This window comes from Vulgatibacter sp., assembly GCF_041687135.1.
GTDB lineage: Bacteria > Myxococcota > Myxococcia > Myxococcales > Vulgatibacteraceae > JAWLCN01.
The window spans coordinates 54,525-80,213 of the sequence record NZ_JAWLCN010000005.1; the positions used below are offsets into that span (position 1 = coordinate 54,525).

General features: G+C 71.2%; 23 protein-coding genes. 16 read left to right on the forward strand and 7 right to left on the reverse strand.

Annotated features, from left to right (window positions below):
• The first annotated feature begins 133 nt into the window (after positions 1 to 133).
• The 7 genes from ACESMR_RS13950 to ACESMR_RS13980 are packed head-to-tail and all read left to right on the forward strand — an operon-like array spanning position 134 to position 7,914.
• A complete protein-coding gene (locus ACESMR_RS13950) occupies positions 134 to 754 on the forward strand; it encodes a TadE/TadG family type IV pilus assembly protein (protein ID WP_373047704.1) in 621 nt (206 codons plus the stop codon).
• On the forward strand, positions 751 to 2,313 hold the full coding sequence (locus ACESMR_RS13955) for a hypothetical protein (RefSeq protein ID WP_373047705.1): 1,563 nt from the start codon (positions 751 to 753) through the stop codon (positions 2,311 to 2,313). The genes ACESMR_RS13950 and ACESMR_RS13955 overlap by 4 nt, the downstream gene beginning before the upstream one ends.
• A complete protein-coding gene (locus tag ACESMR_RS13960; protein ID WP_373047706.1) occupies positions 2,313 to 3,371 on the forward strand; it encodes a TadE/TadG family type IV pilus assembly protein in 1,059 nt (352 codons plus the stop codon). The genes ACESMR_RS13955 and ACESMR_RS13960 overlap by 1 nt, the downstream gene beginning before the upstream one ends.
• Positions 3,347 to 4,015 carry a hypothetical protein gene (locus ACESMR_RS13965; RefSeq protein ID WP_373047707.1) on the forward strand — a complete coding sequence of 223 codons (669 nt, stop codon included), beginning with the start codon at positions 3,347 to 3,349 and terminating at the stop codon, positions 4,013 to 4,015. Before ACESMR_RS13960 ends, ACESMR_RS13965 begins: the two co-directional genes overlap by 25 nt.
• Positions 4,015 to 4,650 carry a hypothetical protein gene (locus ACESMR_RS13970; RefSeq protein ID WP_373047708.1) on the forward strand — a complete coding sequence of 212 codons (636 nt, stop codon included), beginning with the start codon at positions 4,015 to 4,017 and terminating at the stop codon, positions 4,648 to 4,650. The genes ACESMR_RS13965 and ACESMR_RS13970 overlap by 1 nt, the downstream gene beginning before the upstream one ends.
• A gap of 52 nt (positions 4,651 to 4,702) precedes the next feature.
• Positions 4,703 to 5,371 carry a hypothetical protein gene (locus ACESMR_RS13975; protein ID WP_373047709.1) on the forward strand — a complete coding sequence of 223 codons (669 nt, stop codon included), beginning with the start codon at positions 4,703 to 4,705 and terminating at the stop codon, positions 5,369 to 5,371.
• Positions 5,362 to 7,914, forward strand: a complete 2,553-nt coding sequence (locus tag ACESMR_RS13980) for a TonB family protein (protein WP_373047710.1) — start codon at positions 5,362 to 5,364, stop codon at positions 7,912 to 7,914. Before ACESMR_RS13975 ends, ACESMR_RS13980 begins: the two co-directional genes overlap by 10 nt.
• Before the next feature lie 10 nt (positions 7,915 to 7,924).
• On the opposite strand, the gene ACESMR_RS13985 is transcribed toward ACESMR_RS13980, so the two are convergent.
• The 4 genes from ACESMR_RS13985 to ACESMR_RS14000 form a co-directional block, all read right to left on the reverse strand.
• A complete protein-coding gene (locus tag ACESMR_RS13985; protein ID WP_373047711.1) occupies positions 7,925 to 9,388 on the reverse strand; it encodes an ATP-binding protein in 1,464 nt (487 codons plus the stop codon).
• Positions 9,385 to 10,098: a response regulator gene (locus tag ACESMR_RS13990; protein WP_373047712.1), complete on the reverse strand. Its 714-nt coding sequence runs from the start codon at positions 10,096 to 10,098 to the stop codon at positions 9,385 to 9,387. The genes ACESMR_RS13985 and ACESMR_RS13990 overlap by 4 nt, the downstream gene beginning before the upstream one ends.
• A gap of 2 nt (positions 10,099 to 10,100) precedes the next feature.
• Positions 10,101 to 11,267: a protoglobin domain-containing protein gene (locus ACESMR_RS13995; RefSeq protein WP_373047713.1), complete on the reverse strand. Its 1,167-nt coding sequence runs from the start codon at positions 11,265 to 11,267 to the stop codon at positions 10,101 to 10,103.
• Positions 11,268 to 11,366: 99 nt separating this feature from the next.
• Positions 11,367 to 11,795: a CBS domain-containing protein gene (locus ACESMR_RS14000; protein ID WP_373047714.1), complete on the reverse strand. Its 429-nt coding sequence runs from the start codon at positions 11,793 to 11,795 to the stop codon at positions 11,367 to 11,369.
• Between the two features lie 249 nt (positions 11,796 to 12,044).
• Between ACESMR_RS14000 and ACESMR_RS14005 the strand changes: the two genes are divergently transcribed.
• The 4 genes from ACESMR_RS14005 to ACESMR_RS14020 all read left to right on the forward strand — a co-directional run bounded on the left by ACESMR_RS14005 (position 12,045) and on the right by ACESMR_RS14020 (position 16,088).
• Positions 12,045 to 12,464, forward strand: coding sequence for a universal stress protein (locus ACESMR_RS14005; protein ID WP_373047715.1), 420 nt, complete (start codon positions 12,045 to 12,047; stop codon positions 12,462 to 12,464).
• Between the two features lie 9 nt (positions 12,465 to 12,473).
• Positions 12,474 to 12,935 (forward strand): cytochrome c, encoded by a 462-nt coding sequence (locus ACESMR_RS14010; protein ID WP_373047716.1) that lies wholly within the window; start codon positions 12,474 to 12,476, stop codon positions 12,933 to 12,935.
• Between the two features lie 21 nt (positions 12,936 to 12,956).
• Complete coding sequence (locus ACESMR_RS14015; RefSeq protein WP_373047717.1) at positions 12,957 to 14,129, forward strand: NAD(P)/FAD-dependent oxidoreductase; 1,173 nt, start codon at positions 12,957 to 12,959, stop codon at positions 14,127 to 14,129.
• Between the two features lie 264 nt (positions 14,130 to 14,393).
• Positions 14,394 to 16,088: an FAD-dependent oxidoreductase gene (locus tag ACESMR_RS14020; RefSeq protein WP_373047718.1), complete on the forward strand. Its 1,695-nt coding sequence runs from the start codon at positions 14,394 to 14,396 to the stop codon at positions 16,086 to 16,088.
• 74 nt (positions 16,089 to 16,162) lie between these two features.
• On the opposite strand, the gene ACESMR_RS14025 is transcribed toward ACESMR_RS14020, so the two are convergent.
• A complete protein-coding gene (locus ACESMR_RS14025; RefSeq protein ID WP_373047719.1) occupies positions 16,163 to 16,336 on the reverse strand; it encodes a hypothetical protein in 174 nt (57 codons plus the stop codon).
• A 114-nt stretch (positions 16,337 to 16,450) separates the two neighbouring features.
• Entirely contained in the window at positions 16,451 to 17,854 is a 1,404-nt protein-coding gene (locus ACESMR_RS14030; RefSeq protein WP_373047720.1) for a sigma-54-dependent transcriptional regulator, read from the reverse strand.
• A gap of 145 nt (positions 17,855 to 17,999) precedes the next feature.
• Between ACESMR_RS14030 and ACESMR_RS14035 the strand changes: the two genes are divergently transcribed.
• From ACESMR_RS14035 to ACESMR_RS14045, 3 genes are all read left to right on the forward strand, one after another.
• On the forward strand, positions 18,000 to 19,622 hold the full coding sequence (locus ACESMR_RS14035; RefSeq protein WP_373047721.1) for an MFS transporter: 1,623 nt from the start codon (positions 18,000 to 18,002) through the stop codon (positions 19,620 to 19,622).
• A gap of 78 nt (positions 19,623 to 19,700) precedes the next feature.
• A complete protein-coding gene (locus tag ACESMR_RS14040; protein WP_373047722.1) occupies positions 19,701 to 20,186 on the forward strand; it encodes a hypothetical protein in 486 nt (161 codons plus the stop codon).
• A 194-nt stretch (positions 20,187 to 20,380) separates the two neighbouring features.
• Complete coding sequence (locus ACESMR_RS14045; RefSeq protein WP_373047723.1) at positions 20,381 to 22,270, forward strand: hypothetical protein; 1,890 nt, start codon at positions 20,381 to 20,383, stop codon at positions 22,268 to 22,270.
• A 55-nt stretch (positions 22,271 to 22,325) separates the two neighbouring features.
• On the opposite strand, the gene ACESMR_RS14050 is transcribed toward ACESMR_RS14045, so the two are convergent.
• Positions 22,326 to 23,030: a sulfite exporter TauE/SafE family protein gene (locus ACESMR_RS14050; RefSeq protein WP_373047724.1), complete on the reverse strand. Its 705-nt coding sequence runs from the start codon at positions 23,028 to 23,030 to the stop codon at positions 22,326 to 22,328.
• 47 nt (positions 23,031 to 23,077) lie between these two features.
• Between ACESMR_RS14050 and ACESMR_RS14055 the strand changes: the two genes are divergently transcribed.
• Both ACESMR_RS14055 and ACESMR_RS14060 read left to right on the forward strand, forming a co-directional pair.
• Positions 23,078 to 25,483 carry a heavy metal translocating P-type ATPase gene (locus tag ACESMR_RS14055; protein WP_373047725.1) on the forward strand — a complete coding sequence of 802 codons (2,406 nt, stop codon included), beginning with the start codon at positions 23,078 to 23,080 and terminating at the stop codon, positions 25,481 to 25,483.
• Positions 25,480 to 25,647, forward strand: a complete 168-nt coding sequence (locus ACESMR_RS14060; RefSeq protein WP_373047726.1) for a cytochrome oxidase — start codon at positions 25,480 to 25,482, stop codon at positions 25,645 to 25,647. The genes ACESMR_RS14055 and ACESMR_RS14060 overlap by 4 nt, the downstream gene beginning before the upstream one ends.
• Positions 25,648 to 25,689: the final 42 nt, after the last annotated feature.

The window sequence follows — 25,689 nt, forward strand, 5'->3', positions numbered from 1 at the left end:
ACCTCGAGGTGACGCTGCACAACGAGGCGGCGCAGGTGGTGGGCGCTGCCCTCGACACGCCGCTGCTGGTGCTGCGGCCATCGGTCGGTTGACCGATGGGGAGGGGATCTCAGGCGGGCGTAGCGTCGCCGCCGTGAGAACCATCCGGGACGAGGCGGGACAGGTGGTGGTGGAGGCGGCGATCGTGTTGCCGCTCTGCCTCTTCGTGCTGCTCGCGCTGCTGCAGCTGGTGCTCCTGCAGGAGGCGCGGCTGCTGCTCGAATATGCCGCCTACCGCGCGGCGCGCACCGGCGCGTTGTGGAATGGCGAGGTGGACCGGATGGCCGGGAGCGCCCGCTTCGTCCTCGGGCCCACCGTCTGTCCCAGCCGCTTTCCCGGCATCCCCTGCCCGCCTGCGGATCTGCCGGCGCTCCGTGCAGCAGCGGGTGCGGAGGCGCTGCGGCTCCTCTCGGCGGGGGGCGGCTTCCCGGGGCTCTCGGTGGAGGTGGTCGGGGCAGTTGGAGAAGGGGATTTCGACGCGGTGGGCGGCGGCGGCCTGCTCACCGTGGAGCTGCGCTACTGGCTCGAGCTGAAGATCCCCTTCGCCGACGCAGGGCTGTGGCGGGCGTGGCGCGCGGTGGGCGCGCGCAGGCTGCCGCCCGGTGTGCGCGTTGCCGTCGAGGCCGCCGCAGCAGGTGGCCGCTACTTCGTGCCGCTGGTGAGCCGGCACACGATGCGGATGCAGTCGAACTTCCACCGGCAGGAGGAGCCATGATCGGCGCGTTCCATCGCTTGCGGCGGGACGAGGACGGCCAGGCGCTGGCCCTGGGGGCGGTGCTCCTCCTCGTGCTCGCGGTGGCGCTCCTCGGCACCTCGAAGCTCGCCCTGCAGATCCACGATCGGATCGCGCTGCAGGATGGCGCCGACGCAGCGGCCTACTCCCTCGCGGTGGAGGAGGCGCGGGCGTTCAACTTCTACGCCTATACGAACCGGGCGCAGATCGCCCAATACGTCACCGTGCTCCAGCTCGTCTCGGTGGACGCGATGCTCCTCGGGATCCTCACCGGCCTGGGCAGCTTCGCCGCCATCGCAAAGACGGTGGGCGAGCTCTGCGCCGGCCCGAAATACGCCGCCTGCCAGGCGATACCGGTGATCGGCACCGCCCTCGCCCTCGTCTCGCGGGTGCTGCTTCTGGTCGAGCCGATCCTCGTCGCCGCTGGCCGGTCGATCGCCGCCTTCGATCTCTTCGTCGGCGAGGTGGCGGTGCCGCTCCTCGCCGCCTCCAACCTCTTCCTCTTCGCCCAGCAGCTCACCTTCCACGGCAGGGTGCTGGCGCGCCTCGCCGGTGACGAGGGGCTGCGGATCGCGCGGGTCGCGGCACCGGGAGCGAAGTGGGCGCTGCCGGTGCAGGCCCTCAACGTCGCCCGCTTCGAGGGGGCCCACCTCGGCGAGGCGATGGCGCTCTGGGGCAGCAGGGATCGGGAAGGCGCCGGTCTCGCCGATGGGCCTGCAGGCAGGCGCAACTGGGCGCGGCGGGGGATGAGCGAGCTCGTCCACGCCACCCGCCACGACTTCTGGGTCTACGACCGGAGTTTTCCCGAATCGCTGGGCAACCTGCTCCGGGGGAGCGAGGCCTTCGACGTGGTGGAGGAGCTGCTCCACTTCCTGCCCGCCGGCAAGCTGCGCGGCCACACCCGCCTGCTCTCGCTGGAGCGGCCCGATCCCCGCCGCAGCGAGGCGATCTACGAGGCGATGGAGCGGCCCGGCTACGGCAGCGCCCGCTACCCCACCGGGAGCGCCATCGGCGCCAATTTCTACATGGAGGCGGGCGGCTCGATCTTCGGTGGGGCGCTGGACGAGGTGGGGGCGGCGCTCGGCTTCGACGAGAAGCACCTCGGCTCGGTGACCAGCGCCAGCCCCGCCAGCGGCGGCGGCTGGGCCTGCACCTGGGACGTGAAGCGCCCCTACCAGCGACGCGGCGTGCGGCAGCTCCTCGAGGTCTTCGTGCCGCGCTTCAGCTGCGACGTCGCCAGGGGCAGCCACCCGTGGTGGGGGATCACGCCCTACATGGCCTTCGACGCAACGGATGCCGATTGCGCCACCTTCGCCGGCGAGTTCTGCCAGCCGGACGTCTGGGTGGCGCTCGAGGCGGAGGACGGCGGCGCGAAGGCGGTGGCGCGGGCTCTCGCCTACTACCACCGCCCCGGGAATTGGCAGGAGCCGCCCAATTTCTTCAACCCCTTCTGGCGGGCGAAGCTCGCGCCGGTGGAGCCGGGTCTCGGGCGCCTCGGCCCCGCGGGCAGCGCGCTCCGGGCCCTGGTCGAGGGGCGGTGATGCGTCTTCGGGACGAGGGCGGAAGCGCCGCGGTGGAGCTGGCGATCCTCACCCCCGTGATACTCGCGCTCCTCGGCTCGCTGATCTTCCTGGCCGATCTCGGCGTGGCCCGGATCCGGCAGCGCGCGGTGGTGCGGCTCGTCGTCTGGGAGGCGACGGCCCATGCCCTCTCGGACGAGCGCGAGCAGGGGCACGACGCGCGCTTCGAGGCGGCGCGGCAGGGAGCGGAGCAGGTTGCACGGGAGCGCTACCGGGGCGGCGTCTCCCGGGGCATGCTCGCCGGTGCGTCGCTGGGAAGCGTCCGGGTGGAGAAGGTGGCCCTCGACGCCCGCGAACGAATCAGGAGGCCCGCGATGCCGGCGGGTTTCGGATCGCTCCTCGAGCCGCTGGGCAGCCTGATCCAGCGGGTCGCCGGCCTGCAGCTGCCGCTGCTGCGGCGCTACGGTCTCTCGGTGGACGGCGTGGGCCTGGTGGTCGAGGCGGGAGTCGAGGTGGAGGGCAGCGGCCTCCTGCCCGGCCTCCCGGAGCGACTCTCCCTCGCGCCGGCGCGCCTCGAGCTGCAGGTCGATACCTGGGCGCTCGACGACGGCGCCGACGTTCCGCTCCCGGGCACGGGCAGTGCACTGGGCAGGCAGGTCGGAAGGATCGCCCTCTTCGGCATCGGCGAGAAGCTCACCGGTCCCGGAGCCGGCGATGCGCTCTCGTGGGTGCCCATCTCCCTCTCGGCCCCGGTGGTATCGATGAACTACGGCCCCCCGGCGCAGGATCGCAGCCCCGTCTCGTGCGGCGGAAAAGACGCGCTGGCCCGCACCGGCCGCTGGGAGAACGGTCCGCGGGTGGGCACCGGTCGCGACCGCGTCTCGCCGGTGCGCTGCTTCGACACCCTGCCCATCGACGCCAACGGCTTCGGCGTAGGTGGCGGCAGGAGTTCCGATCCGGTGTGGCGGCAGCTGGCGGCGCGGGGCCCCTTCGAGATGGGCTGCGACAGGCCCGGCGCAGCTTTTCCCGACGGCTGCGGCAACGGAGGTGCGGCATGGACCAGCGCATCGGCGCGGTGATCGCGGTGGCTGCAGCGCTGCTGGTGGTGGCGGTGGGCCCGCGCTCGACGGCGCACCCTCCAGCGCCCGCCTCGCTTCCCGATCCCGACGAGGCCGTGCCCGTCGAGCTTCGCGTCCACGGCAGGGCGGTGCGGGCCGCGACCTTCCTCACCCCCGATCCGGTGGAGACGGTGATCGCTGCCCACCGCGCCGCCTTCACCGCCGCGCCGGTCGATCTCGTCGAGCGGGAGCTGGTGGACGGGAGGCTCCTCTCGATCCTCGATGTCCCGGGTGGCAGGCATCTGGTCGTGCGGGTGCGGCGGTTCGGCGGACGCACCGAGGTGCTCCGGGGGGAGAGCGCCCTCGGGCTCGCCCCCGAGGCGCTGCCCGACTTCGAACTGCCGGAGGGCTTCGTCCTCACCGCTGCGGTGGAGGATCGAACCGGCGCAGCGGCAGCACGCACCGGTGTCGCCCTCGCGCCGATGGCAGCGGCGCCTGCGCGGGAAGCGCTGCGGCGCGGCCATCTCGGCGCCGGTTGGCGCGAGGCGACGAGCGACGACGAAGTGCTGCGCTTCGAGCGCGGGGCCGAGCGCCTCGAGGCGCGGGTGGTCGGCGGCCAGTCGACGGTGGTGGTGCAGCTCTTCCGGATCGACGGGGGTAGGTGATGCGCTGGCTCTTGCTGATCCTTCTTCTCGCAGCGCCGGGACGCGCCGGTGCAGCAGCGCCGCCTCCTTTCGCGGACGCCCTCCCCTGGGAGCGGCTCGCCGGCGCGCACCCCGGCGATTGGGCCGAGTACGTGGTCCATGTCGGCGGGCATCCGGTGGGACCGTGGCTCCGCCTGCTGGTGGTCGGGCCCGGCGCGGGCGGCACCTGGGTGGAGATCTGGATCTCCCAGCGGCCCGGCAGCGCCACCCAGGCCTACCGGCTCCTCCTCGGGGACCGGGGCGGCGTACGGCGCGTCGTGGCCCGGCTCCTCGGCGGCCAGAGCCGGGAGATGCCCCCGCCAGCGGCGGCTCCGACCAGAAAATCGAGCGCGCCGACCGAGTGGACGAGGCGGGGCGAAGAAGTGGTGCAGACCGAGGCAGGGAGCCTGCGGGCCGAGGCCACCGAGAGCTGGTCGGGGGGCGAGCGGATCGCGTGCGCCTGGTTCGCGCCGGAGGTTCCCGTTCTCGGCCTCGTCCGGCTCGACCTCGCCGGGGGCTCCGGGCTGGAGCTCCATCGTTGGGGTCGCGGCGGCAACGGGGTGGTCGAGGTGCCGGATCCCCCACCGCCCCGGGAGGCGCACGCAGACCGGCGGTGAACCGCGCGGCGCCCATGGCCCCGGCGGCCACCTGCCTGCTATCGTCCCGCCGATGGGGAAGTCGGGGGGCGTTGCCGCCCTGGTCCTGCTGGCGCTGCCGGCCTGGGCCGGCGCGGACGAGCCGGAAGAACGCGAGTCGGAATGGGAGATGCCTGCAGGCGAGGCCTGGTCGCAGGAGGGCTTCCGCGTCCAGATCCGCGTGGGCCGCGATCTGGTCAGCGGGCTGGACGGTGCGCCCAACAGCTCGGGAATCGCCATCGCGGTGGAGCCGGGGATCCGGCTGAGCGAAGACTTCTCCCTCTCCGCCACCCTGCGCTACTCGGTCCTCGCCGACACGGGCTTCGAGGGGCTGCGCTGGACGACCACCGCCGATGCCACCTGGCATCCCTGGGGCGGCTTCTTCCTCGCGGCTGGCGTCGGCTACGCGGGGCTGATCGGCAACCGCGGCGGCTTCGACGAGTCCCTGCAGCGGCGCTGCGACGGTAGCGGCGCGGTGCTCCTCGCCCGCACCGGCTGGCTCTTTGCCCTGGGCGAGCTCTTCTCGATGGGGCCGGTGGTGCAGCTCGACGAGCAGTGGACCCGCTGCCCGGCGGAGGATTGGGCCATCGCCGACGAGGTCCCCGCCGGCGAAGAGGTCCCCGGCATCGAGGAACGTGAGGGCGAAGCCTTCACCTGGCGCCACCGCACCCTCCATTTCGCGTGGTCGTTCGCATGGCGCTGAAGCACAGGGTCCATGCGCTCGCCGTGATCGGCGTCCTCCTCGCCGGCGGCGTTGCATCCGCCTCCGTGCCGCAGCGGCGCATGGTGCCGGTGGCGGGGGACGAGCCGCCCGCCTCGACGCAGCAGCAGCCGGCGGAGGCGCAGCCCACCACCGACGAGCTCGAGCTGCCGAAGCCGGTCGGTCCGATGGAGGTCCCCTACCCGGTGGACGCGCCGGCGCTCGAGGCGCCGGTGGAGGTGGAGGTCCAGCTCCTCATCGACGAGCAGGGTGCGGTGCAGCAGGTCACGCTGCTGCGGAGCGCCGGCGCCCCCTGGGACGAGGCGGTGCTCGCTGCCTGCAAGGCGTTCCGCTTCGAGCCTGCGCGCTGGAAGGGCGTTCCCGCAGCGGTGGAGATCCCCTTCGTGCAGCGCTTCGAGCCGGCGGTGCAGGAGGCGCCAGCGGACGACGAGGCCGAAGCGCTCCTCGACGCCTCCCTGGGCGGCGAGGTGATCGAGATGGGCACGCGCAACATCGTGCCCGCCGCCACGGTGATCGCCACGGTGGAGGGCGAGCGCTTCACGGTGGAGGCGGACGAGGCGGGCCGCTTCAGCCTGCCGCTCCGTGCCGGCGCCGCGGAGGTGGAGGTGCAGGTCCCGGGCTACAAGCGCTTTCTGGTGAAGGAGACGATCGCCCCGGGGCAGGCGCTGCAGGTCCGCTACCTGGTCGAACGGGTGAGCTACAACCCCTTCGAGCAGCTGGTGATCGGCAAGGCGCTGCGGCAGGAGGTGACCCGCACCACCCTGCGCGACCGCGAGATCCGCAGGGTGCCGGGGACCTTCGGCGATCCCTTCCGCGTGATCGGCACCATGCCGGGCGTCGGGCAGATGTTCTCGCTCCTCGACTACCCGATCATCCGCGGCGCCTCGCCGGGCAGCAGCGGCATCCTCCTCGACGGCGACCGGATCCCGCAGCTCTTCCACTTCCTCGCGGGCCCGGCGGTGATCCACCCGGAGTTCATCGACAGCGTCGACTTCTACCCGGGCGCCTTCCCGATCGCTTACGGCGGCTACACCGGCGGCATCGTCGACGGCATCACCCGCTCCGGCCTCCCCGACGAGCGGCGGATCGAGCTCAGCGCCGATCTGCTCAACACCTCGGCCTTCGTCCGGCAGCCGATCCTCGGCGCCACCGGCACCATCGCCGGCCGCTACGGCTATCCCGCGATGCTGCTCAGCGCCTTCAGCGAGGATACCTACGCCGGCTATTGGGACTACCAGGGCCGCCTCGACGGCAGGGCCGGCGACGGCCGCTGGACCGTCTTCGCCTTCGGCTCCTTCGACGAGGTGGGCGAGGTCCGCGACGGCGAGGAGCAGATCGGGCTCCAGTCGATCTTCCACCGCCTGAGCCTGCGCTGGATCGACGGCGACGACGCCGCCTTCGATCGCTACCAGCTCACCTTCGGGCTCGATCAGGTGCGCACCGGCGACGAGGAGGAGGTCGACGAGGGCCGCGCGTCGGAGCCGCCGCAATTCGCCACCTGGATGATCCACCCGCGGGCGAGCTGGCGACGTCCTCTGGTGAAGGACCTCGCGGTCCACGGCGGCGTCGACTTCAGCTGGCGGCGCTCGGAGATCCCGGGGCTCGCCACCTCCGAGGACGACGAGATCTACATCCCGCCCACCTGGCAGGCGCAGGCCGGCGCCTTCGTCGAGACGCCGTGGTGGATCACCGAGGACTTCCTCCTCACGCCGGGCGTACGCTTCGACGTCTGGGAGAACGCCGACGTGCGCCGCGCCTCGGTCGACCCCCGCCTCAACTGGCGCTGGCGCCTGCAGCAGGAGGAGACCCACCAGCTCTGGCTCAAGGGCGGCGTGGGCATCTTCCACCAGCCGCCGCGGCCGCCGGTGCCGGTCCCGGTGCTCGGGGATCTGCTCCTCACCGCCGGCATGCCCGCAGCGCTGCAGACCACGCTCGGCACCGAGCTCGACCTAGCCTCCGGCTACTTCGTCGATCTCCAGACCTACTTCAACTACATGGATCCCATCTACCTGGACCTCGAGATCAACGGCAGCGTTCTCGAGGAGGTGGACGGCAGCGACACCAGAAACGATTACGACGTCCTCGACCCCTTCACCGGCCGCTCCTACGGCGCGGAGATCCTCCTGCGCAAGCGCGACCAGGGGAACCTCTTCGGCTGGGTCTCGTACACGCTCTCGCGGAGCGAACGGCTGGCCCGCGACGGCTGGAAGGCCTTCGACTTCGACCGCACCCACATGCTGCAGCTGGTGGCGGGCCTGAAGCTCCCGCGTGACTGGGAGATCGGCGCGCGCTTCCAGGCGATCAGCGGCAGGCCGGTGAGCCCCTACGGCGCCTCGATCGAGCGCGCCGACGCGTTCACGCGCTTCGATCTGCGCATCGACAAGCGCGCGGTCTATCGCTCGTGGATGCTCGATTTCTACGTCGAGCTGATCAACACGATGATCAGCCGGGAGCAGGTCGGCGAGAACTCGCGCGACTCGGTGCCCTACATCTTCCCGACGGTGGGCTTCCGGGCGGTGCTCTGACGCGCGGGCATCAGGGCGCTGCTGCAGGGAGCGCCTGCTGCGCCACCGGCAGCGAGACCCGGGCCACGGTGCCACCCTCCGCAGGCGCGCTGATCCCGACCTCGCCGCCGTGGGCGGTGACGATGGTGTGGACGATCGCCAACCCGAGGCCGGTGCCCTGTGGCTTGGTGGTGAAGAAGGGCTCGAAGAGCCGGGCGAGCACGTCCCGGGGGATCCCCGGCCCGTCGTCCCGGAAGGTCAGCACCGCCCTGCCGTCCTCGACGACGAGGTGGACGTCGACCTGGGTGGTCGCCGCCTCGAGGCCGTTCTTGAGCAGGTTGACGAAGACCTGGTGGAGCGCGTCCGCGTCGCCGAGGACCGCCACCCCCGGCTCGATCGAGGAGGCGAGCTTCTTGCCGCCCTGCAAGGCCGACTGCCCGTCGAATTCCACCACCCTGCCGACGAGGGCGGAGAGATCGATCGGGTAGCGGGTGTACTCGCGGGGCCGCGCGAAGGCGAGGAAGTCGCCGAGCAGGGAGTTGAGCCGGGAGAGCTCCGCCCGCACCAACTCGAGGGGCTGCTCGAGATTGCTCCGCTCGTGCTCCGGCAATTTGCCGATCCGCCGCGAGAGCAGGGAGAGCTGCAGCCCCGCGGCGTTGAGCGGGTTGCGGATCTCGTGCGCGAGGCCGGCGGCGAGGGTGCCCACCGCCGCCAGCTTCTCCGAGGTGCGCGCCTTGCGCTCGAGTTCCCGCTGTCGCGTCACGTCCAGCCCCATCCCGTAGATGAGGTCCTCGCCACCCGAGGCCTGCCTCGTCCAACGCATCTGCACGCGGCGTACCGCGCCGGTGCGGGTGACGATGTCGACCTCGAGCTCGGGGTTGAAGCCGTCGAAGGCGGCGCGCACCCGCGCACGCCGTGCGTCCCGCTGCGACTGCGGCGCAAAGACTTCGAAATAATCCCTGCCGACGAGCTCTTCGCGGGGCCAGCCCGAGAGCTCCTCCGCCTGGCGGTTGGCGAAGCGGATCTTGTAGTCGCGGCCCAGGGCCACGATCATCGCCTGCACCGCCTCGACGATGTCGCGGTGCCGTCGCTCCGACTCCTCGAGCTCGGCGCGCAGCGATTCGGAGAGGCGCCGCAGCTGCACGCGCTCCAGCGCCCGGCGGGTGGTGAGGATCAGCTCCTCCACGCCGACCGGCTTGGTGAGGTAGGCGAACGCGCCGCCCCGGAGCGCCTCGATCGCGGACTGCAGGTCGGCGTTGCCGGTGGAGACGATCACCTCGGACGAGGGGACCATCTCCTTGAGCTGCGGGAGCAAAGCCGTTCCCAGCGCGTCGGGAAGGCGCACGTCGAGGAGCGCGAGATCGAAGGGCTCCCGCGCGGCGAGCAGCGCTTCCCTGCCGTTCGCGGCGAAGGCAACCTCGTGGCCCTCGTCGACGAAGATCTCGGCGAGGTTCTCCGCCAGCTCCTCGTTGTCCTCGACGAGGAGGATCTTCACTTCGCGGGCCTCAGGGTCGCGATCAATCTCGCGATGTCGAGGGGCTTCTCGAAGAAGTGGAGGTTCCCGCAGCCCTTCATCGCCGAAGCCGGCAGCGCGCGCAGGAAGCCGGAGAAGATCACCGCCGTGCACTCGGTGCCGCGGCAGAGCTCGTCCACCAGCTCGAGGCCGTCGCCGTCCGGGAGCCTGCAGTCCACCAGCAGCACCGAGAGGTCCTGCAGGCTGCTGCCGAGGCGCCGGGCTTCGGCGCAGGAATGTGCAGCGCGCACGGAGAAGCCGCGCTCGGTGAGGATCTCCACCAGGTTCTGGGCGAGGTCGACGTCGTCCTCGATCACCAGGGCCTTCTCCCCCTCGACCACCGAGCCCAGCTTGCGGAGCAGCCGGGTCACGTCGAGGGGTTTGGGCATCACGGCGATCACGCCCTCGTCCACCGCGGCGCGGATGCGGTCGTCCTGGGCGTAGGCGGTCATCGCGATCGCCGGCAGCGCCGGATCGCGCTTCTTGAGCGCCTTGTAGAGCTCGATGCCGTCCATGCCGGGCATCTTGATGTCGAGCAGGGCCACGGCGTACGCGCCGGGTACGAGCTTCTCGAGCGCGACGAAGGGGTCCTCGAAGACGTCGACGGCGAAGCCTGCGTCTTCGAGGATCTCGGCGACGTTCTCGGCCAGATCGCGGTTGTCGTCGACGACGAGGATGCGGTGGGTCGCCATGTTCAGCCCTCCCAGCCCGGGACCAGCGGCAGGCGCACCGAGAAGGCGGCGCCGGGCAGCGGCCCGGCGGTGACGCGGATGGTGCCGCCGTTGCGATCGACGATGCGCTTGCACAGCGGCAGGCCGAGGCCGATCCCCTTGGATTTGGTGGTGACGAGCGGCTCGAAGAGCCGGGTGCGGATCGCCGGATCGATACCCGGGCCGCTGTCGCTCACGAGGAGCTCTACCTCGTCCTTCAGCAGCCTGCCGGTGACCCGGACCTCGCCACCTGTGCCCGCTGCGTCGTAGGCGTTGGCGAGCAGGTTCACGAAGACCTGCCGGAGCTGGTCGGGGTCCACCGCCACCGCCGGGAGGTCCTCGCCGATCTCCACGGAGAGCCGGATGCCGTCCCGCGGCGGAACGACCTCGCGGGCGGACTCGACGAGGGCTGCCGGTGCCACGTTCTGCCGGACCACCGGCCGATCCCGCACGATGTCGAGCATGTCGCTGATGATCCGGTTGGAGACCCGGACCTGCCCCTCGATCTTGTCGAAATGGCGGGTCACCCGCTCGTCCCCTGCGCCGACCCTGCCGCGGAGGAGGAAGAGCGACGACTCGATCACGCCGAGCGGGTTGCGGAGCTCGTGGCCGATGGAGGCGACGAGCTGGCCGAAGGTGGCGAGGCGCTCGGATTGCTGCATCCGGAGCAGGTAATCCTCGCGGTAGGTGTGGAGCATGATCGCCAGCTCCATGTCGAGGAGCTTGTCGACCGCGTGGAGCTCGATCCGCGCCTGCTGCAGGTCCGGCGCGGTGTCGAGGATCACGTCGGTGAGGTGGCCGCGGATCACGTTCACGGCGGTGAACATGTACTGCTGGGGCAGATCGATCTGGACGTGGCGCCTGCCGATGCGGGCGCGCAGGTCGTAGTACTCGTAGTCCCAGGGACCGGTGAAGAGCCCGTCCATCCAGCCGCGCAACGTGCCCTTGAGGCGCTCCACCTGCGGCATGCCGCCGGTGATCGCGCTCCGCGCGCCCGAGTGGCCGAGGATGTGATCGTAGAAATCGTCGATGATCGGCCGCACGTGCGGCAGCACCCGCTCGCGCAGGCCGCGCAGGAGCGCTTCGTCGGTCTCCGAAAAGCCTACGTACCGCTTGATCTCGTCGAACAGATGCTCACCGTGCTGCGTCAATCCCGTCTCCCGGCCGAAGGCCCCCGCAAGCAATCCGGCTCGCCCGGACGCTACCAGAGCGACCCCAGAGCTGCACGCTGGAAGACAGTTCGACGACCGCTAGGCCCGGTCCTCCTCGAGGTACCTTCGGGCTAGTTGAACGAAATCGGCCTCGGTGAGGATTCCCACCAGCCGGCGCTGATCGTCGACCACCGGGAGGCAGCCGAGCTTCCTGTCGAGGATGAGCTTGCAGGCTCCGAGCGCGGTCTCGTCCGGACCGACGGTGACCACCTCCCGCGCCATGCACTCCCGCACCGGGATCGCCCGCTTGATCGACGCCTCCTCGGAACGGGAGAGCCCCGCCAGCGAGGAGACGCTGGCCCGGAGCATGTCGCGGTGGCTCACCAGCCCCACGAGCGTTCCGCCCCGGACCACCGGCAGGTGCCGGATCCGTCCGAGGCGCATCACGTCGTCGGCGAGCAGCAGGCTCTCGTCCACATCGAGCGTGACCACGTCCCGCGTCATCAGATCCCGCACCCGCGTCACCATGGCGACCTCCCGGCTCCCCACCCCTGGAAGCCCGACCACGGCTATCGCAAGGTCCGTGCCCGGGCGCCAATGGGCCCGCCGGCGCGATCAGCCGGGGCTCGAGACGCAAATGCTGCGCGACGCGCAAGCGCCGGTGCAGGAGGTGCGCCCGCCTCTCCCTGCAAACCACCGGAGAGGCGGGAAAGCGGCAGTGGCACGACTCGCGCAGTACCTCCATCCGCGCCACCCGGCGCAGAAGCGGAGGGACCGATGATCCAGCACATTCTCGTTGCCGTGGACGGCTCCGACGGCTCGAAGCGGGCCGTCGGCCTCGCCAGGGAGCTCGCGACGGCGCTCCAGGCCCGCGTCACGCTGCTCCACGTGATCGAGCCACCGGCCAGCTTTCCCATCGAGGCCTACGGCCTGAACCGCAACCAGGTCTACGACGTGCAGCTCCAGGGCGCCCGGGCGCTCCTCGCCGCGATCGCCGCCGAGATGCCCGGCCGTGTCGATCAGGTGGTCGATTCCGGCTCGCCGGCGGAGACGATCTGCGCCCAGTCCGAGGAGCGGGACGCGGACCTCGTGCTCCTGGGATCGCGGGGCATGGGCACGATGGGCCGCTGGCTCCTCGGGTCGGTGAGCGACCGCGTCGTCCACCTGAGCAAGCGGCCCGTCACGGTGGTCCGCTAGGAGGCTGCCATGCGACGCGCGATCCTGCCGGCTCTCTCGCTCCTCCTCCTCCTCGGCGCTGCGCCGCAGGTGCCGGAGAAGCAGCAGCACGATGCGCCGCGGATGCGCCAGCCGGCGCACCTGCCTGCAGGGGCGCGGATGCTCCTGCTCGAGCGCATGGGCAACCACCGCGTCGACATGACCCGTCTCAACTTCGCGGTGCTCTTCCTCGAACACGAGACGGCGGAGCGGCTCGCCCGCCGCATCGCCGCGGAGCCCCGCCTCGCGGAGCCGGTGGGCGACGGGGGCGCCGAACTCAACAGCCTCGTGCCGCCGCGCTTCTTCGAGCTGCAGGACGAGCTGAAGGAGCGCGCGCTCCAGCTGGCGGACGCTGCAGCCCGGGGAAACGACGGCGCGATCGCCAAGGCCTACGGCTCGCTCACCGAGACCTGCGTGCGCTGCCACGCTGCCTATCTCGACGAGCGGCCCTGAACGAAACGGGGGAAAGAAGCCATGGACGCGAACCTGGTCATCGAAGAGAAGTCGCCGATCCGCGTCGCCGTGGTCGGCGGCGGCGTGGGCGGCACGCTGGTCGCCAACCTGATCGGCAGGCGCCTCGGGGAGCGCGCCGCGGTGGAGCTGGTGACCGCCTCGCCCTGGCACGTCTACGAACCGGGGCTCCTCTACGTTCCCTTCGACGATCTCCAGCAGGTCGACGTGCAGCGGCCGATCCGGGATCTGCTCCGGCCCGAGGTCTCCCTGGTGGAGGAGCCGGCGGTGGCGATCGACGTCGCCGGGAAGCGGCTGCGGATGCGCAGCGGCCTCGATCTCTCCTGGGACTACCTCGTCCTCGCCACCGGCACCGAGTTCGCGGCGGAACGGCTGCCCGGATCGGCGCAAGGCGCCCACCATTTCTTCACCGTGGAGGCGGCGGAGAAGCTGCACGACGCGCTCTTCCGCTTCACCGGCGGACGGATCGTGGTCGCGGCAGCGGAGCTTCCCCACAAACATCCGCAGGCGTTGCTCGAGTTCGCCTTCCTGCTCTCCGACTATTGCGAGCGCAACGGCCTCGCCGGCCGCACGGAGATCGTCTTCTCCTCGCCTGCGGATCGCTGCTTCTGGGAGCCCGCCCTCGCGCGCATCGCCGAGAAGCGCTTCGAGGAGCGCGGGATCCGTTTCGAGCCGCGGCTCTCCCCTGCTGCGGTGCTGCCCGACGCGAAGCTCCTCGTCGCCCGCGGCGGCAGGGAGATCCCCTACGATCTGCTGGTGATGGCGCCGCCGCAGCGCGGCGTGGAGCTGGTGCGCCGCTCGGGCCTCGGCAACACCGACGGCTGGCTGCCCACCGATCCGGAGACGCTGCGCCTCCGCGGCGTGCGGGACGTCTGGGTGCTGGGCGATTGCTCGGATCTCGCCGTCTCCCGCGCGCCCAGTGCGGCGGATCACCAGGCGCGGGTGGTGGCGGAGGCGATCGCCGCCGACTACGAAGGCAGGTCGCCCCGGCGCAGCCTCGCGGTCTACGACGGCAGCGTGCAGTTCTTCGTGGAGATGGGCGACGGGCAGGCCGCCTTCCTCGACGCCGATTACGAGCACCCCGCGTCGGTGCAGGAACCGTCGAAGGCCATTGCGGCGGGCAGGCGTGCCTTCGATCGCGCCTATTGGCAGCTGATCCCGACAGGGCTGGCGTGAGGCGGTAGCCCTCCTGCCGAGCTTTCGGACGACGAGCGCCACCAGGACGGTGGCGCTCGCATTTTCGGCAGCAGGGCGGGCCGCTCCTTGCTGAATCCTTCGAGCCGGCGGTGGCTCCCATCAATCGACGGCTTGTATCTTGCCCACTCGGCCCCGCTGACGCGGGACCGAGCGGACAAGAGGCGCGCTTCGCGCGCAAATTGCTTTGCGTTGGAGCGCCCCACTGGGCGCTCAGCCCGAAGACCTCCGAGGAGCACGAGAACGATGGCGAAGAAGATCGTGGTGGTTGGCGGTGTGGCTGCAGGAGCGAGCGCGGCGGCGAAGGCACGCCGTGACGACGAGCACGCGGAGATCGTCGTGCTGGAGAAGGGGCCCTATGTCTCCTTCGCCAACTGCGGCCTGCCCTATTTCGTCAGCGGGGAGATCGAGGGCCGCGACGAGCTCCTCCTCCAGACGCCCGAGTCGCTGCGGAGCCGGATGGCGCTGGACGTGCGCGTCCACCACGAGGCGGTGGCGGTGCACGCGGATCGCCGCGAGGTGGAGGTGGTCGACCACGCCAGCGGCACCCGGCAGACCATCGGCTACGACGAGCTCGTCCTCGCCCCCGGCGCGCGGCCGATCGTGCCGCCGCTCCCGGGCGTGAAGAGCACGAACGTCCACCTCCTCCGCACCGTGCCCGACGCCGACGCGCTCCGCGCCGCCCTCGACGCAGGCGCCCGCCGCGCGGTGGTGATCGGCGGCGGCTTCATCGGCCTCGAGGCTGCCGAGGGGCTGCGCCACCGTGGCCTCGAGGTGACGCTGGTGGAGAAGGCGCCGCAGGTGCTGCCTCCCGTGGATCCGGAGATGGCCGCGCCCGTCGCCGACGAGCTCGTCCGCCTCGGCATCGATCTGCGCCTCGGCGTCGGCGCCACCCGCTTCGTCACCGCGGGCGATCGCGCCATCGCGGCGGAACTCGAGGACGGCAGCCTGATCGAAGCGGACCTCTTCCTGCTCTCGATCGGCGTGCGCCCCAACGTGGAGCTCGCCGTCGCGGCGGGCTGCGCGCTCGGCCCCACCGGCGCGATCGCCGTGGACGAGCGGATGGCCACGAGCGTGCCAGGCATCTGGGCAGCAGGCGATGCGGTGGAGATGCGCCACCTGGTCGGCGATGCGCCGGTCTGGATCGCGCTGGCTGGCCCCGCGAACCGGCAGGGCCGCGTGGCCGGCGCCAACACGGTGGGCGGCGACTTGCGCTTCCGCGGCGCCCTCGGCACCGCGATCGTGCGGGTGGGCAGGCTCACCGCCGCGAGCACGGGCCTGAGCGAAAAGGCCTGCGCCCGCGGCGGAATCGAGTGCCGCGTCACCTGGAACCGGCACGGGCACCACGCCGGCTACTTCCCCGGTGCGCAGCCGCTCACCCTGAAGCTGGTCAGCGACAAGAAGACCGGCCGCCTCCTCGGCGCGCAGGCCGTCGGCGCCGAGGGCGTCGACAAGCGGATCGACGTGGTGGCCACCGCGCTCCACGGCGGCCTCTCGGTCGCCGACCTGGAGGATCTCGACCTCGCCTACGCCCCGCCCTTCGGCGCTGCGCGCGATCCGATCCACCAGGCGGCGATGACCCACCACAACCTGCAGAAGGGCGTGCTCTCGGGCCTCACGCCATCCGAGGCGCTCGAACGGCTCCACGCGCTCCAGGTGGTCGACGTCCGCAACCCCGGCGAGCGTGCCGGCGGCATGCTCGCCGGCGCCATCGGCATCCCGCTCACCGAGCTGCGCGAGCGGATCGGCGAGCTCGAGCCGGCGAAGGAGACGCTGGTCTACTGCGCCGGCGGCCAGCGCAGCGCGTTCGCCGCCCGCGTCCTCCGGCAGCGGGGCTTCGCGCAGGTGCACACGCTGGTCGGCGGCTGGGCGGCATACGGCATGTTCGAAGCGGCGCGGATGCACGCGGCGCCGCGAGCGCCTGCTGCAGCGGCGAGCTGATAGACACGCAGGCGCACGACGATGAGAAGGCCCCGTCGGCAGCAGCTGGCGGGGCCTTTCTCTCGCGCTCCGGCTCAGCGGCGGTCGCCCTTCCGCTCCTCGGTGCCCGACTCGCCGGCTCCGGCGGGCCTGGGCCGGACCTGCGCCTGCTCCTCCGCGTGGCGGTGCACCCGGCGTGTCGCGCGCGCTTCGTCCTTCGCCGGCATGGGCCCGCCGACGGTCGGCTCCGGCTTCCTCTCGTCACCCATCGATTCCTCCCGTTCGAAGCTCTGCCCACGAACGGTAGGCACGACAGCCGGCAGGAACGACGAAGCCGCCGAAGCGGAACCGCCGGCGGCTTCGTCGCAAGGCGGGCGCCCGCGCTACGGGTGCTCGTCGCGCGTGTCGGCGGACCGAACCCCGTACTCCTTGAGCCGGTACTGGATGGTGCGGACGCTGATCCCGAGGATCTCCGCCGCGCGGCTGGTGGAGCCGTCGACCACCTCGAGGGTGCGCAGGATCGCTTCCTTCTCGATCTCTGCCAGGGTGGCGCCGGGGATGAGCTGCCGGGCGCCGTCGCGGCGCACCTCCGCCACCGCGGGCGGCAGGTGCGAGGGGAGGAGCTCGCCGTCCGGCGAGAGGACCACCGCGCGCTCGATCGCGTTCTCGAGCTCGCGGACGTTGCCCGGCCAGTCGTAGGCGAGCACCGCCTGGAAGGCCTCGCGGCTCATCCTGGCGCCGGGCTTCTCGTAGAGCGCGCCGTACTTCCGCACGAAATGATCGACGAGGGCCGGCAGGTCGGTCTTGCGTCGGCGCAGCGGCGGCATCTCGATCTGCACCACGTTGAGCCGGTAGTAGAGATCCTCGCGGAAGCGCCCCGCCTTCACCTCAGCGAGCAGATCCTTGTTGGTCGCGGCGACCACGCGCACGTCGACCTTGATCGTCTTCGTCCCGCCCACCCGATCGAACTCGCGGTTCTGGAGGAAGCGGAGGAGCTTCACCTGCACCGGCGCGGTGATCTCGCCGATCTCGTCGAGGAAGAGCGTGCCGCCGTCTGCCAGCTCGAAGCGCCCTTCCTTCCGGGCGATGGCGCCGGTGAAGGATCCCTTCTCGTGGCCGAAGAGCTCGCTCTCGAGGAGCGTCTCCGGCAGGGCCGCGCAATTGACCCGGATGAAGGGGCCGGCGGCGCGGCCGCTTCCCTCGTGGAGCGCCTCCGCCACCAGCTCCTTGCCGGTGCCGCTCTCGCCGAGGACGAGCACGGTGGCCCGCGAAGGCGCGGCGCGCTGCACCAGCTCGAAGACCTGTCGCATCGGCTCCGAAGCGCCGATGATCTTGGAGAGGCCCGCGGTGTCGCGGACGCGCTCGCGCAGGATCTCCACGTCGCGCTGCAGCTTGCGGCGCTCGAGGGCGCGGGTGAGCGAGACCACCACCGCGTCCATGTCGAGCGGCTTCTGCAGGTAGTTCTCGGCGCCCATCTTCATCGCCGCCACCGCGTCCTTCACGGTGCCGTGGGCGGTCATCATCACGAACGACGCGTCGACGCCGTCGCCGCGGGCGCGCTGGAGCAGGGTGAGGCCGTCCATGCGCGGCATGCGCACGTCCGCCAGGACGACGTCCGGCGCGAAGCCGGGGAGCAGGCGCAGGGCCTCTTCGCCGTCGGCGGCCTCCTGTACGTCGAAGCCCTCCTCGGCGAGGAGCTCGCGCAGCGCGGAGCGGGCGTTGGGCTCGTCGTCCACGACGAGGACGCGGGCTCCCTTCTTTTCAGCGGTCACGTTTCCTCCGTCCATCCCGGGCTGCCGTAGCAAGGAGCGGGCCGGATGCCCAATGCTGGCTGCAGGGGCATCGTAGGGGAGAACGGCGGAACGGCGACGCAATATTTGCGACTGAGGCCCGGGCAGACGAAAAGCCTGCACCGGGCGCGGAGTTTGCGCGATGAGGATCTCCACCGAGCGCTGGGTGCTGGCGGCGACCATCCTCGGCTCGAGCATGGTCTTCATCGACGGGACCGTGGTGAACGTGGCCCTGCCGGCGATCCAGCAGGCCTTCGACGCCACCGTCGGCGATCTGCAGTGGGTGGTGGAGAGCTACGCCCTGCTGCTCGCGGCGCTCATCCTCGTGGGCGGCGCGCTGGGAGACAAGGTCGGCAGGCGCAGGATCTTCGTGGCGGGGCTCGTCCTCTTCGCCGGCGCCTCGCTCTGGTGCGGCCTCTCTCCCTCCGTGGAGCAGCTCATCCTCGCCCGCGCCGTGCAGGGGATCGGCGGCGCGCTCCTCGCCCCGGCGAGCCTCGCGATCATCGCCGCCGAATTCCCCGACGAGGAGGCACGCGGCAAGGCGATCGGAACCTGGTCGGGCTTTACCGCGATCACCACGGCGATCGGCCCCCTCCTCGGCGGCTGGCTCGTCGACAACGCCTCCTGGCGCTGGGCCTTCCTGATCAACCTGCCGATCGCGCTGGTGGTGGGCTGGATCACGCTGCGCCACGTGCCCGAGAGCCGCGACCGCAGGGCCGGCGCGGTGGACTGGCCCGGCGGCACCCTCGCAGCCCTGGCGCTCGGCGCCCTGGTCTACGGCCTCGTCACCGCAGGCGAGCGGGGCTTCGCGCGGCCCGAGGTGGTGGTGGCGCTGCTGGCTGCGGGGATCGCCGGCGCCGCCTTCGTGTGGCGCGAGAAGTCGGCCCACGCGCCGATGGTCCCCTTCGGCCTCTTCCGCTCCCGCAACTTCAGCGGCGCCAACGCCCTCACCCTGCTCCTCTACGGCGCGCTCTACGGGATCCTCTTCTTCTTTCCCCTCGTCTTCATCCAGGTCCACGGCTACAGCGCCACCGCCGCCGGCGCTGCCATCGTCCCCTTCGCCGCGCTGCTCTTCCTGCTCTCGCGCTGGGCAGGCGGCCTCGTCGGCAAGGTGGGACCGCGGCTGCCGCTGGTGGTGGGTCCGTCGATCACCGGCGTCGGCTTCTTCCTCTTCTCCCTGCCCGGCCTCGGCGGCAGCTACTGGACCACCTTCTTTCCGGCGGTGCTGCTCGTCGGGATCGGGATGGGCGTCACCGTGGCGCCCCTCACCACCACGGTGATGACCTCGGTGGAGGAGCGGCACGCGGGCCTCGCCTCGGGGATCAACAACGCGGTGTCCCGGGTGGCGGCGGTGCTCGCCATCGCGGTGCTCGGCGCGATCGCCGCGGCCTCCTTCGGGCCCGCGCTGCAGGAGCGGATCGCGCCGCTCGATCTGCCGCCCGCGGCGGCGGCGCAGATCCGGGCGCAGGAGAACCGCCTCGCCGAGATCGAGGTGCCGCAGACGCTGCAACCGGCGACGCAGGCGCAGGTGGAGGAGGCGATCGATCGATCCTTCGTCGGCGCGTTCCGGATCGTCTGCTGGATCTGCGCGGGGCTCGCCTTCGGCAGCGCCGCCTTCGCCGGCCTGATCCTCGAGAAGCGGCGGCGCCGTGGGCGCGAGAACCTGCTGGCCACCTGCCGCTCCGCCGAGGCGCTGGCGGTCCATCCCGCAGCGCCGAAGCGCCATCCCGCCTACGCGGGGAAGCTCTCCCGGACCGAGCATTGAGGCTGGTGGGCTTCACACCCACACCCGTTGTGAACGACCCGATTGAAGAAAGCTCGCTTGCCCGGCGTCCGAGCAGGCATGAGCAAGCGAATCGTCATCGGCATCGCAGCAATCGGCGCGCTTCTCCTCCAGGGTTGCGCCGTGGGGGCCACCGTCACGCGGCCCCGCCTTCCCACCATCGTCATCGGCGAGGCGGAGCCCCTGCCGCCGCCGGCCCCCATGCCGCCGCCGCCCCCGCCGCAGCGGCGTCCCCTGCCGCCTCCGCCGCCGCCGCAGCCCTTGAGCCGCGGCGAGGCGGTGGCCATCGGGCAGCAGTGGTGCCACGCCAACGGCCTCGGCTGCTGGCTCGACGAGGCCAAGTTCAAGCGCGGCCACGGCATCTGGCGCCTCGAGTTCGACGCCAGCACCCCGGGCCACCCGGGCCACGGCCACGGGCGCGGCAAGGGCCACCACAAGAAGAAGGGCCGCGGCCACTGGAAGCACGACCATGGGCGCGACTTCGAGGTGCGCATGGACGTCGACGCCTGGTCGGGACAGCTCCTCGCCGTGCGCACCGACGACTGAACCGGCTCGACAACGCCTGGAGGCCCCGCTGGAAACGGCGGGGCCTCTTTGCGTTAGGAGCCGATCAGTGGCAGCTCGCCCCGCTCGCCGCCTGTTCACGCGTCGTTTCGACGGTGTTTACGGCGTCCGAACGGTCGCGTAGCTTCCGGTGCCGGAGGTGCCACCAATTGGCGCTACCGAAGCAGGAGCCACCGATGAATCGACAGCCGCTCGCCCTCTGTCTGGCGCTTGTTCTTGCCTCGTGTGCTGAGTCACCGGACCGGGTATCCGGTACCGGTGGTGCAGGCGGCGCCGGAGCGACGGGCGGCTCGGGCGGCGCGGGAGGATCGGGAGGATCGGGAGGAGCGATTCGCCCCGCCGAACTCGTCTGGACGGAAACGCCTAGTCCCGGCGGCCTGCCCTCCGACCAACTCGTGGCAGGGCTCGGTGGCGACCTCCTCGTTGCCGCACCGCATGCCCTGCTCCGGTCGACCGACGGCGGGTTGTCGTTTCACCGGGTCTTCGATGGGCGGGTCGATACCAACTACGGCCCACTTCTCATTGCGGGAAGCAGCAGTCTCATCGCTGTCAGCAAGGGAAGGCCCTACGTATCCTCGACCGGCGAGAGTTGGGAGCCTGCCGCTGCACCGGACTGCTCATTCGGGAGCCTCAGCGTCGGCGGCACCGACGCCTATGCCGTTTGCGAAACGATGGAGAGGGAGCGCCTCTTCGTCAGCAGCGACGACGGCGGCGCTTCGTGGCAGGACATGGGCACGTTACAGGAGCCCATGAGGGCTCTTGCTGGCATCGGGAACCTTGTCGTCCGCGTCGACGAGCGCGGGTCGGTGTTTCGATCCACCGACCGCGGGCAGTCCTGGTCCAGGCTCGATCCTGGGACCTCACCCAGCGTGAGTTCTCTGCACGTGTCCGGCGGCAAATTCCTCGCCTTTAGCAGCATGCTCGGAGGCTCCCTCAGCTCATCGACCGATGGAATCACCTGGGTGACCGAGTCCCTGCCGAGCCTGGAGGGGCGCTGCGAGGGGTACGTCCGGTTCTCCCCGGGCACCGGGGCATGGGCCTTCGCGAATTCTGCGGGATACTTCGTTCGTCCCCACGGATCGGAGAGTTGGCAGCAGGTCGCCGGTGACGACGACTGCTACAACCAGGGACGTCTTGCCGTAACGGAGCGCGCGCTCTTCGTCGCACACGCAGAGACGTTGTGGAGCTGCGCAGACGACTGTGGCCGCTTCGCCCGGGTGGAGACAGGATCGCATCTCCAAATCGCGGCGCTCTACGCGGTCGACGACGTCTCGGTCCTGCAGACGGAGGGCGCGCGGGTCTTCCGCATGGCGACCGGAAGCGGCGAATGGACCGAGATAGCTGGCGCAAGAGGACTTGTCGGATTTGGCGGCACACAGGGGACGTGGCTGGCCTTCAACCCATACGCAGGAGCGGCAACAGCTGTCCGACGCTCTGATGACCTGGGTGATACCTGGTCCCCGTCGGCGACGGGGTTGCCAGGCGAAGTGACAGTCGGGGTGCTGGTCGCCGCGGTGGATTGGGCTGCGGCCCTGGCCGGAGGCGGGCTCTACCTATCGAGCGATCAGGGAAACACCTGGCAGCTCTCCGAACTCGAGCTGCCGGCAGGCAGTTTGGTGCAGCTGGCGAGCGGGCCCGAGGGCCAGCTCGTCGTTTCGACAGCGTCGTCCGTTCTGCTCAGTTCTGACGGCGGGACGTCCTGGTCCACGAGGGAACGCCCTGCACCCGGCAGACTACTCCCCGGCGCTAGTGGCTCCTACTACCTCGCAGGCGAGAGTGGCCTGTTCGTCTCCGCGGACAACCTGCGGACATGGGAGAAGCTCCATGCAGCGAGCTCGTCCTTCGTGACGTTGGTCGAGCTGGAACAGTCCCATCTCGTTGCCTTCGAACGCGATGACGGCATGGACACCGGGCGGATCCTCTTGAGCGATGATGGGGGTCGCACCTGGCGCGCAAGTGAGTTGCCGGCCGGTGCACTGCCAACCGCACTGACCGGCGTGGACGGCGGCGTGCGTGTGGCTACAGCCGGCGCCGGGCTCTGGACGGGCAGCCTGGCGCGGCCCTGAGCAAACCGGTTTGCGAGGCCGTCGAAGCCTGCAGGGCCTCCTCGAACCACACCGATCAGTGGCAGCTCGCCCCGTTCTGCAGCTGCACCGTGCGCCAGACGATCCCGGCGGCGGCGACCAGGGGCACGCCGCGCTGCAGGGCCACCGCCGCAAAACGCGGCATCTTGCGCCACAGGGAGGCGCCAGCCTGCGCGCCGAGGAGCGCAGGGGCCGAGCCCAGCGCAAAGCCTGCGGTGACCAGGGCGCCGCCAGCGCCCGATCCAGCGAGGAGCGCCGCTGCGAGGATGCCGTAGAGCAGGCCACAGGGCAGAAGAGGCGTCAGCGCACCGATTGCACCGGACCTCCACGTCGGCGAAAGCTTTGCGCTCGCCCTTCCGAGCTTCGAGGAGAGCCTTCGGAGCCCCGGGATCGCCGGGAGCTTCTTGCCGAGGTCGAGGGCGGTAGCCACCAGCACCACCGCCATCACCCAGGGCAGCCACGGCCGCACCTGCAGCGTGAGGGTCGAGGCCACCGTGCCCCCCAGCGCCCCGAGCAATCCGCCCACGATCGTATAGGCGGCGAGCCTGCCGCCCTGGTAGGCGCCGATCGCCTTCCAGCGCTGCTCGGCGCCCCGCGTGGCCAGCCCCGCGCAGGCCAGCGGCCCGCACATGAGGAAGCAGTGGAGCGAGGAGGCGAGCCCCACGATGGCCGCGGCGAAAAAGCCGACCACCGCGGTGGGGTTGTCGATTGCCGCGAGGATTTCCGGGGATAGGAGCTGCATGGGAGGCGGTCTCAGCAATCGGCATGCCGTTCGCAATGCGGACCGGCATGACCACGACCTCCGCCCCCACCGCCGATTGCCTCCACTGCGGCAGCGCCATCCCAGCGGGATCGTCGCTCGGCGACTTCTGCTGCACCGGCTGCCAGGCGGTCTACGGCCTGCTCCGCGAGGAGGGGCTCACCCGCTACTACGACATCGCGCGGGGCGAGCAGGCGCCCGTCGCCGACAAGAGCGGCGACCGCAGCTACGCGTGGCTCGAGCCGCTGCAGGCCAGGAGCGAGGAGGGCGGCGCCGCCGTCTGCAGCCTCGAGCTCGACGTGCAGGGCGTCCACTGCGCCGCCTGCGTCTGGCTGATGAACGAGCTCTTCAAGCGGCAGGAGGGCGGCGCCGCCTTCACCGTCAACCCGGCGCTGGGCAAGGTGAAGCTCTCCTGGAAGCGCGGCGGCTTCGACCTGCGCCGCTTCCTCTCCGACGTGGAGCGCTTCGGCTACCTCTTCGGCCCCAGCCGCAAGCAGGCCGATCGCGCCTCCCGCGGGCTGCTCCTGCGCCTCGGCCTCTCCGCCGCGCTCGCCATGAACGTGATGATCTTCTCGGTGAGCTTCTACGTGGGGCTCGCGCCGGAGGAGGAGCAGATCTTCCGGCTCTTCAGCCAGATCTCCCTCTGGCTCTCCACCGGCGTGGTCTTCATCGGCGGCTGGCCCTTCCTCAAGTCGGCCTGGCACGCGCTGAAGCGCGGCGTGCTGCACCTCGATTTGCCCATCGCGGTGGGCATCCTCCTCGCCTACGGAACCTCGCTCTGGCAGGCACGCGGCGGCCGCGGCGATCTCGCCTATTTCGACACGCTCAACGTCTTCGTCACCCTGATGCTCACCGGCCGCTGGGTGCAGCAGCGCATCCTCGATCGCAACCGCCGCTTCCTCCTCGAGGACGACGGCGCCGACGGGATCACCGTGCGCCGGCGCAGGGGTGAGCTGCTCGAGGCGATCCCCGCGCCGAAGGTGGCCAAGGGTGATCACCTCGTGATCGCGCCGGGCGATCTCGTGCCCGTGGACGCGCAGCTCCTCGACGCGGGGGCTGCCTTCTCCACCGACTGGATCACCGGCGAGGCGGAGGTGCGGGAGCTTTCGCAGGGCGAGACCGTGCCTGCAGGCGCCTTCAACGCAGGCCGCCAGGCGGTTGCCGTCCTCGCCGCCACCGACTTCACCGACTCGCCGCTCCCCTCGCTGCTCCGCTCCACCGTGCCCGAGGAGGGCGGGAAGGTCTGGGCCCACGCCCGCTTCTGGGATCGCCTCGCGCGCGTCTACGTGGCGGTGGTGCTGGCGCTGGCAGCGCTGGGCCTCGGGATCTGGTGGCCCGTCGATCCCGAGATGGCGCTGCAGGTCACGGTGGCGCTCCTCGTGGTCACCTGCCCCTGCGCCATCGGCATCGCCATCCCGCTCGCCTACGAGATCGCCCAGGCGCGGCTGCGACGCGGCGGCTTCTTCGTCCGCAAGCCCGAGCTCCTCGACAAGCTCCCCCGGGTCCGCAAGGTGCTCTTCGACAAGACCGGCACCCTCACCCTCGGGCGGCTGCAGCTCGAGGATCCGCGGCAGGTGCGGGAGCTCCCCGCCTCCCTGCGCGACGCCGCCTACGACATGGCAGCGCGCTCCAACCATCCGATCTCCCGTGCCCTCGCGGCGGAGCTGGTGAAGGCGGGCGCGCGCTTCGACGCCGACGCGCAGGTGGAGGAGGTGCCGGGCAAGGGGCTGCTGCTCAACCGCGACGGCAGCAGCTACCGCCTCGGCAAGGCGGCGTGGGCAGCGCCCGATCACCGCGAGCCGCAGGCCACCGTGCTGGCCGTCGACGGAAATGCCGCGGCAATTTTCCGCACCGCCGAGTCGGTGCGCGCCGACGCGCGGCGGGAGATCGCCGCGCTCCAGGAGAGCGGCCTCGAGGTCTGGCTCGTCTCCGGCGACGCCGACGCAAAGGTTGCGTCGATGGCCTCCCAGCTCGGCGTCGACGCAAAGCGTGCGCTCTCCGGGCAGCGCCCCGAGGAGAAAGCCGCCGTCGTCGCGCAGATCGATCGCGAAGACACCCTCTTCCTGGGCGACGGCGTGAACGACAGCCTCGCTTTCGAGCGCGCGCTTTGCGCGGGCACCCCTGCGGTGGATCGCCCCGTCCTGCCCGGAAAGGCCGATTTCTTCCTGATCGGCGAAGGCATTGCGGGGATCCGTGAGGCCATCGAACTGGCGGCGAAGCTGCGCCGGGTGGTGCGCCGGAACCTCGCCGTGGCGTTGGCCTACAACGTGCTAGCGGTCGTGACGTCACTCGCAGGTTGGATGACGCCGCTGCGTGCAGCGGTGTTCATGCCCCTCAGTTCGCTGACCGTGATCCTCGTCACCATCGCCAGCCTCCAGGCGGCGAAGCGGCGCGCGGTGAAACGGCAGCAGGTCGCGGTGGAGGTAGCAGCGTGAACGTCGTGGTCCTGCAGGTCTTCGTGAGCCTGATGCTGGTCGTCGGGTCCCTCGTGCTCCTCGCCTACAGCGTGAAGCACGCCGATCACGAACACGCCGATCGGCTCGCCATCCTGCCCATCGAAGACGACGAGGCGCCCCCGCGCGAGCGCGGCGACGCCTGACGGAAATCGAGACATCCCCCTCCTGACCGAGGATCGGAAAAC

What these genes read in the sequence shown, in the direction of transcription:
- ACESMR_RS14025 (WP_373047719.1), bottom strand. Translation starts at nt 16,336, where the DNA reads ATGGGTGACGAGAGGAAGCCGGAGCCGACCGTCGGCGGGCCCATGCCG.
- ACESMR_RS14040 (WP_373047722.1), top strand. Translation starts at nt 19,701, where the DNA reads ATGAGCAAGCGAATCGTCATCGGCATCGCAGCAATCGGCGCGCTTCTC.
- ACESMR_RS14020 (WP_373047718.1), top strand. Translation starts at nt 14,394, where the DNA reads ATGGCGAAGAAGATCGTGGTGGTTGGCGGTGTGGCTGCAGGAGCGAGC.
- ACESMR_RS13975 (WP_373047709.1), top strand. Translation starts at nt 4,703, where the DNA reads ATGGGGAAGTCGGGGGGCGTTGCCGCCCTGGTCCTGCTGGCGCTGCCG.
- ACESMR_RS13980 (WP_373047710.1), top strand. Translation starts at nt 5,362, where the DNA reads ATGGCGCTGAAGCACAGGGTCCATGCGCTCGCCGTGATCGGCGTCCTC.
- ACESMR_RS13960 (WP_373047706.1), top strand. Translation starts at nt 2,313, where the DNA reads ATGCGTCTTCGGGACGAGGGCGGAAGCGCCGCGGTGGAGCTGGCGATC.
- ACESMR_RS14000 (WP_373047714.1), bottom strand. Translation starts at nt 11,795, where the DNA reads ATGGTGACGCGGGTGCGGGATCTGATGACGCGGGACGTGGTCACGCTC.
- ACESMR_RS13965 (WP_373047707.1), top strand. Translation starts at nt 3,347, where the DNA reads ATGGACCAGCGCATCGGCGCGGTGATCGCGGTGGCTGCAGCGCTGCTG.
- ACESMR_RS14005 (WP_373047715.1), top strand. Translation starts at nt 12,045, where the DNA reads ATGATCCAGCACATTCTCGTTGCCGTGGACGGCTCCGACGGCTCGAAG.
- ACESMR_RS14015 (WP_373047717.1), top strand. Translation starts at nt 12,957, where the DNA reads ATGGACGCGAACCTGGTCATCGAAGAGAAGTCGCCGATCCGCGTCGCC.
- ACESMR_RS13955 (WP_373047705.1), top strand. Translation starts at nt 751, where the DNA reads ATGATCGGCGCGTTCCATCGCTTGCGGCGGGACGAGGACGGCCAGGCG.
- ACESMR_RS14050 (WP_373047724.1), bottom strand. Translation starts at nt 23,030, where the DNA reads ATGCAGCTCCTATCCCCGGAAATCCTCGCGGCAATCGACAACCCCACC.
- ACESMR_RS13970 (WP_373047708.1), top strand. Translation starts at nt 4,015, where the DNA reads ATGCGCTGGCTCTTGCTGATCCTTCTTCTCGCAGCGCCGGGACGCGCC.
- ACESMR_RS14010 (WP_373047716.1), top strand. Translation starts at nt 12,474, where the DNA reads ATGCGACGCGCGATCCTGCCGGCTCTCTCGCTCCTCCTCCTCCTCGGC.
- ACESMR_RS14045 (WP_373047723.1), top strand. Translation starts at nt 20,381, where the DNA reads ATGAATCGACAGCCGCTCGCCCTCTGTCTGGCGCTTGTTCTTGCCTCG.
- ACESMR_RS14035 (WP_373047721.1), top strand. Translation starts at nt 18,000, where the DNA reads ATGAGGATCTCCACCGAGCGCTGGGTGCTGGCGGCGACCATCCTCGGC.
- ACESMR_RS14030 (WP_373047720.1), bottom strand. Translation starts at nt 17,854, where the DNA reads ATGGACGGAGGAAACGTGACCGCTGAAAAGAAGGGAGCCCGCGTCCTC.
- ACESMR_RS14055 (WP_373047725.1), top strand. Translation starts at nt 23,078, where the DNA reads ATGACCACGACCTCCGCCCCCACCGCCGATTGCCTCCACTGCGGCAGC.
- ACESMR_RS13990 (WP_373047712.1), bottom strand. Translation starts at nt 10,098, where the DNA reads ATGGCGACCCACCGCATCCTCGTCGTCGACGACAACCGCGATCTGGCC.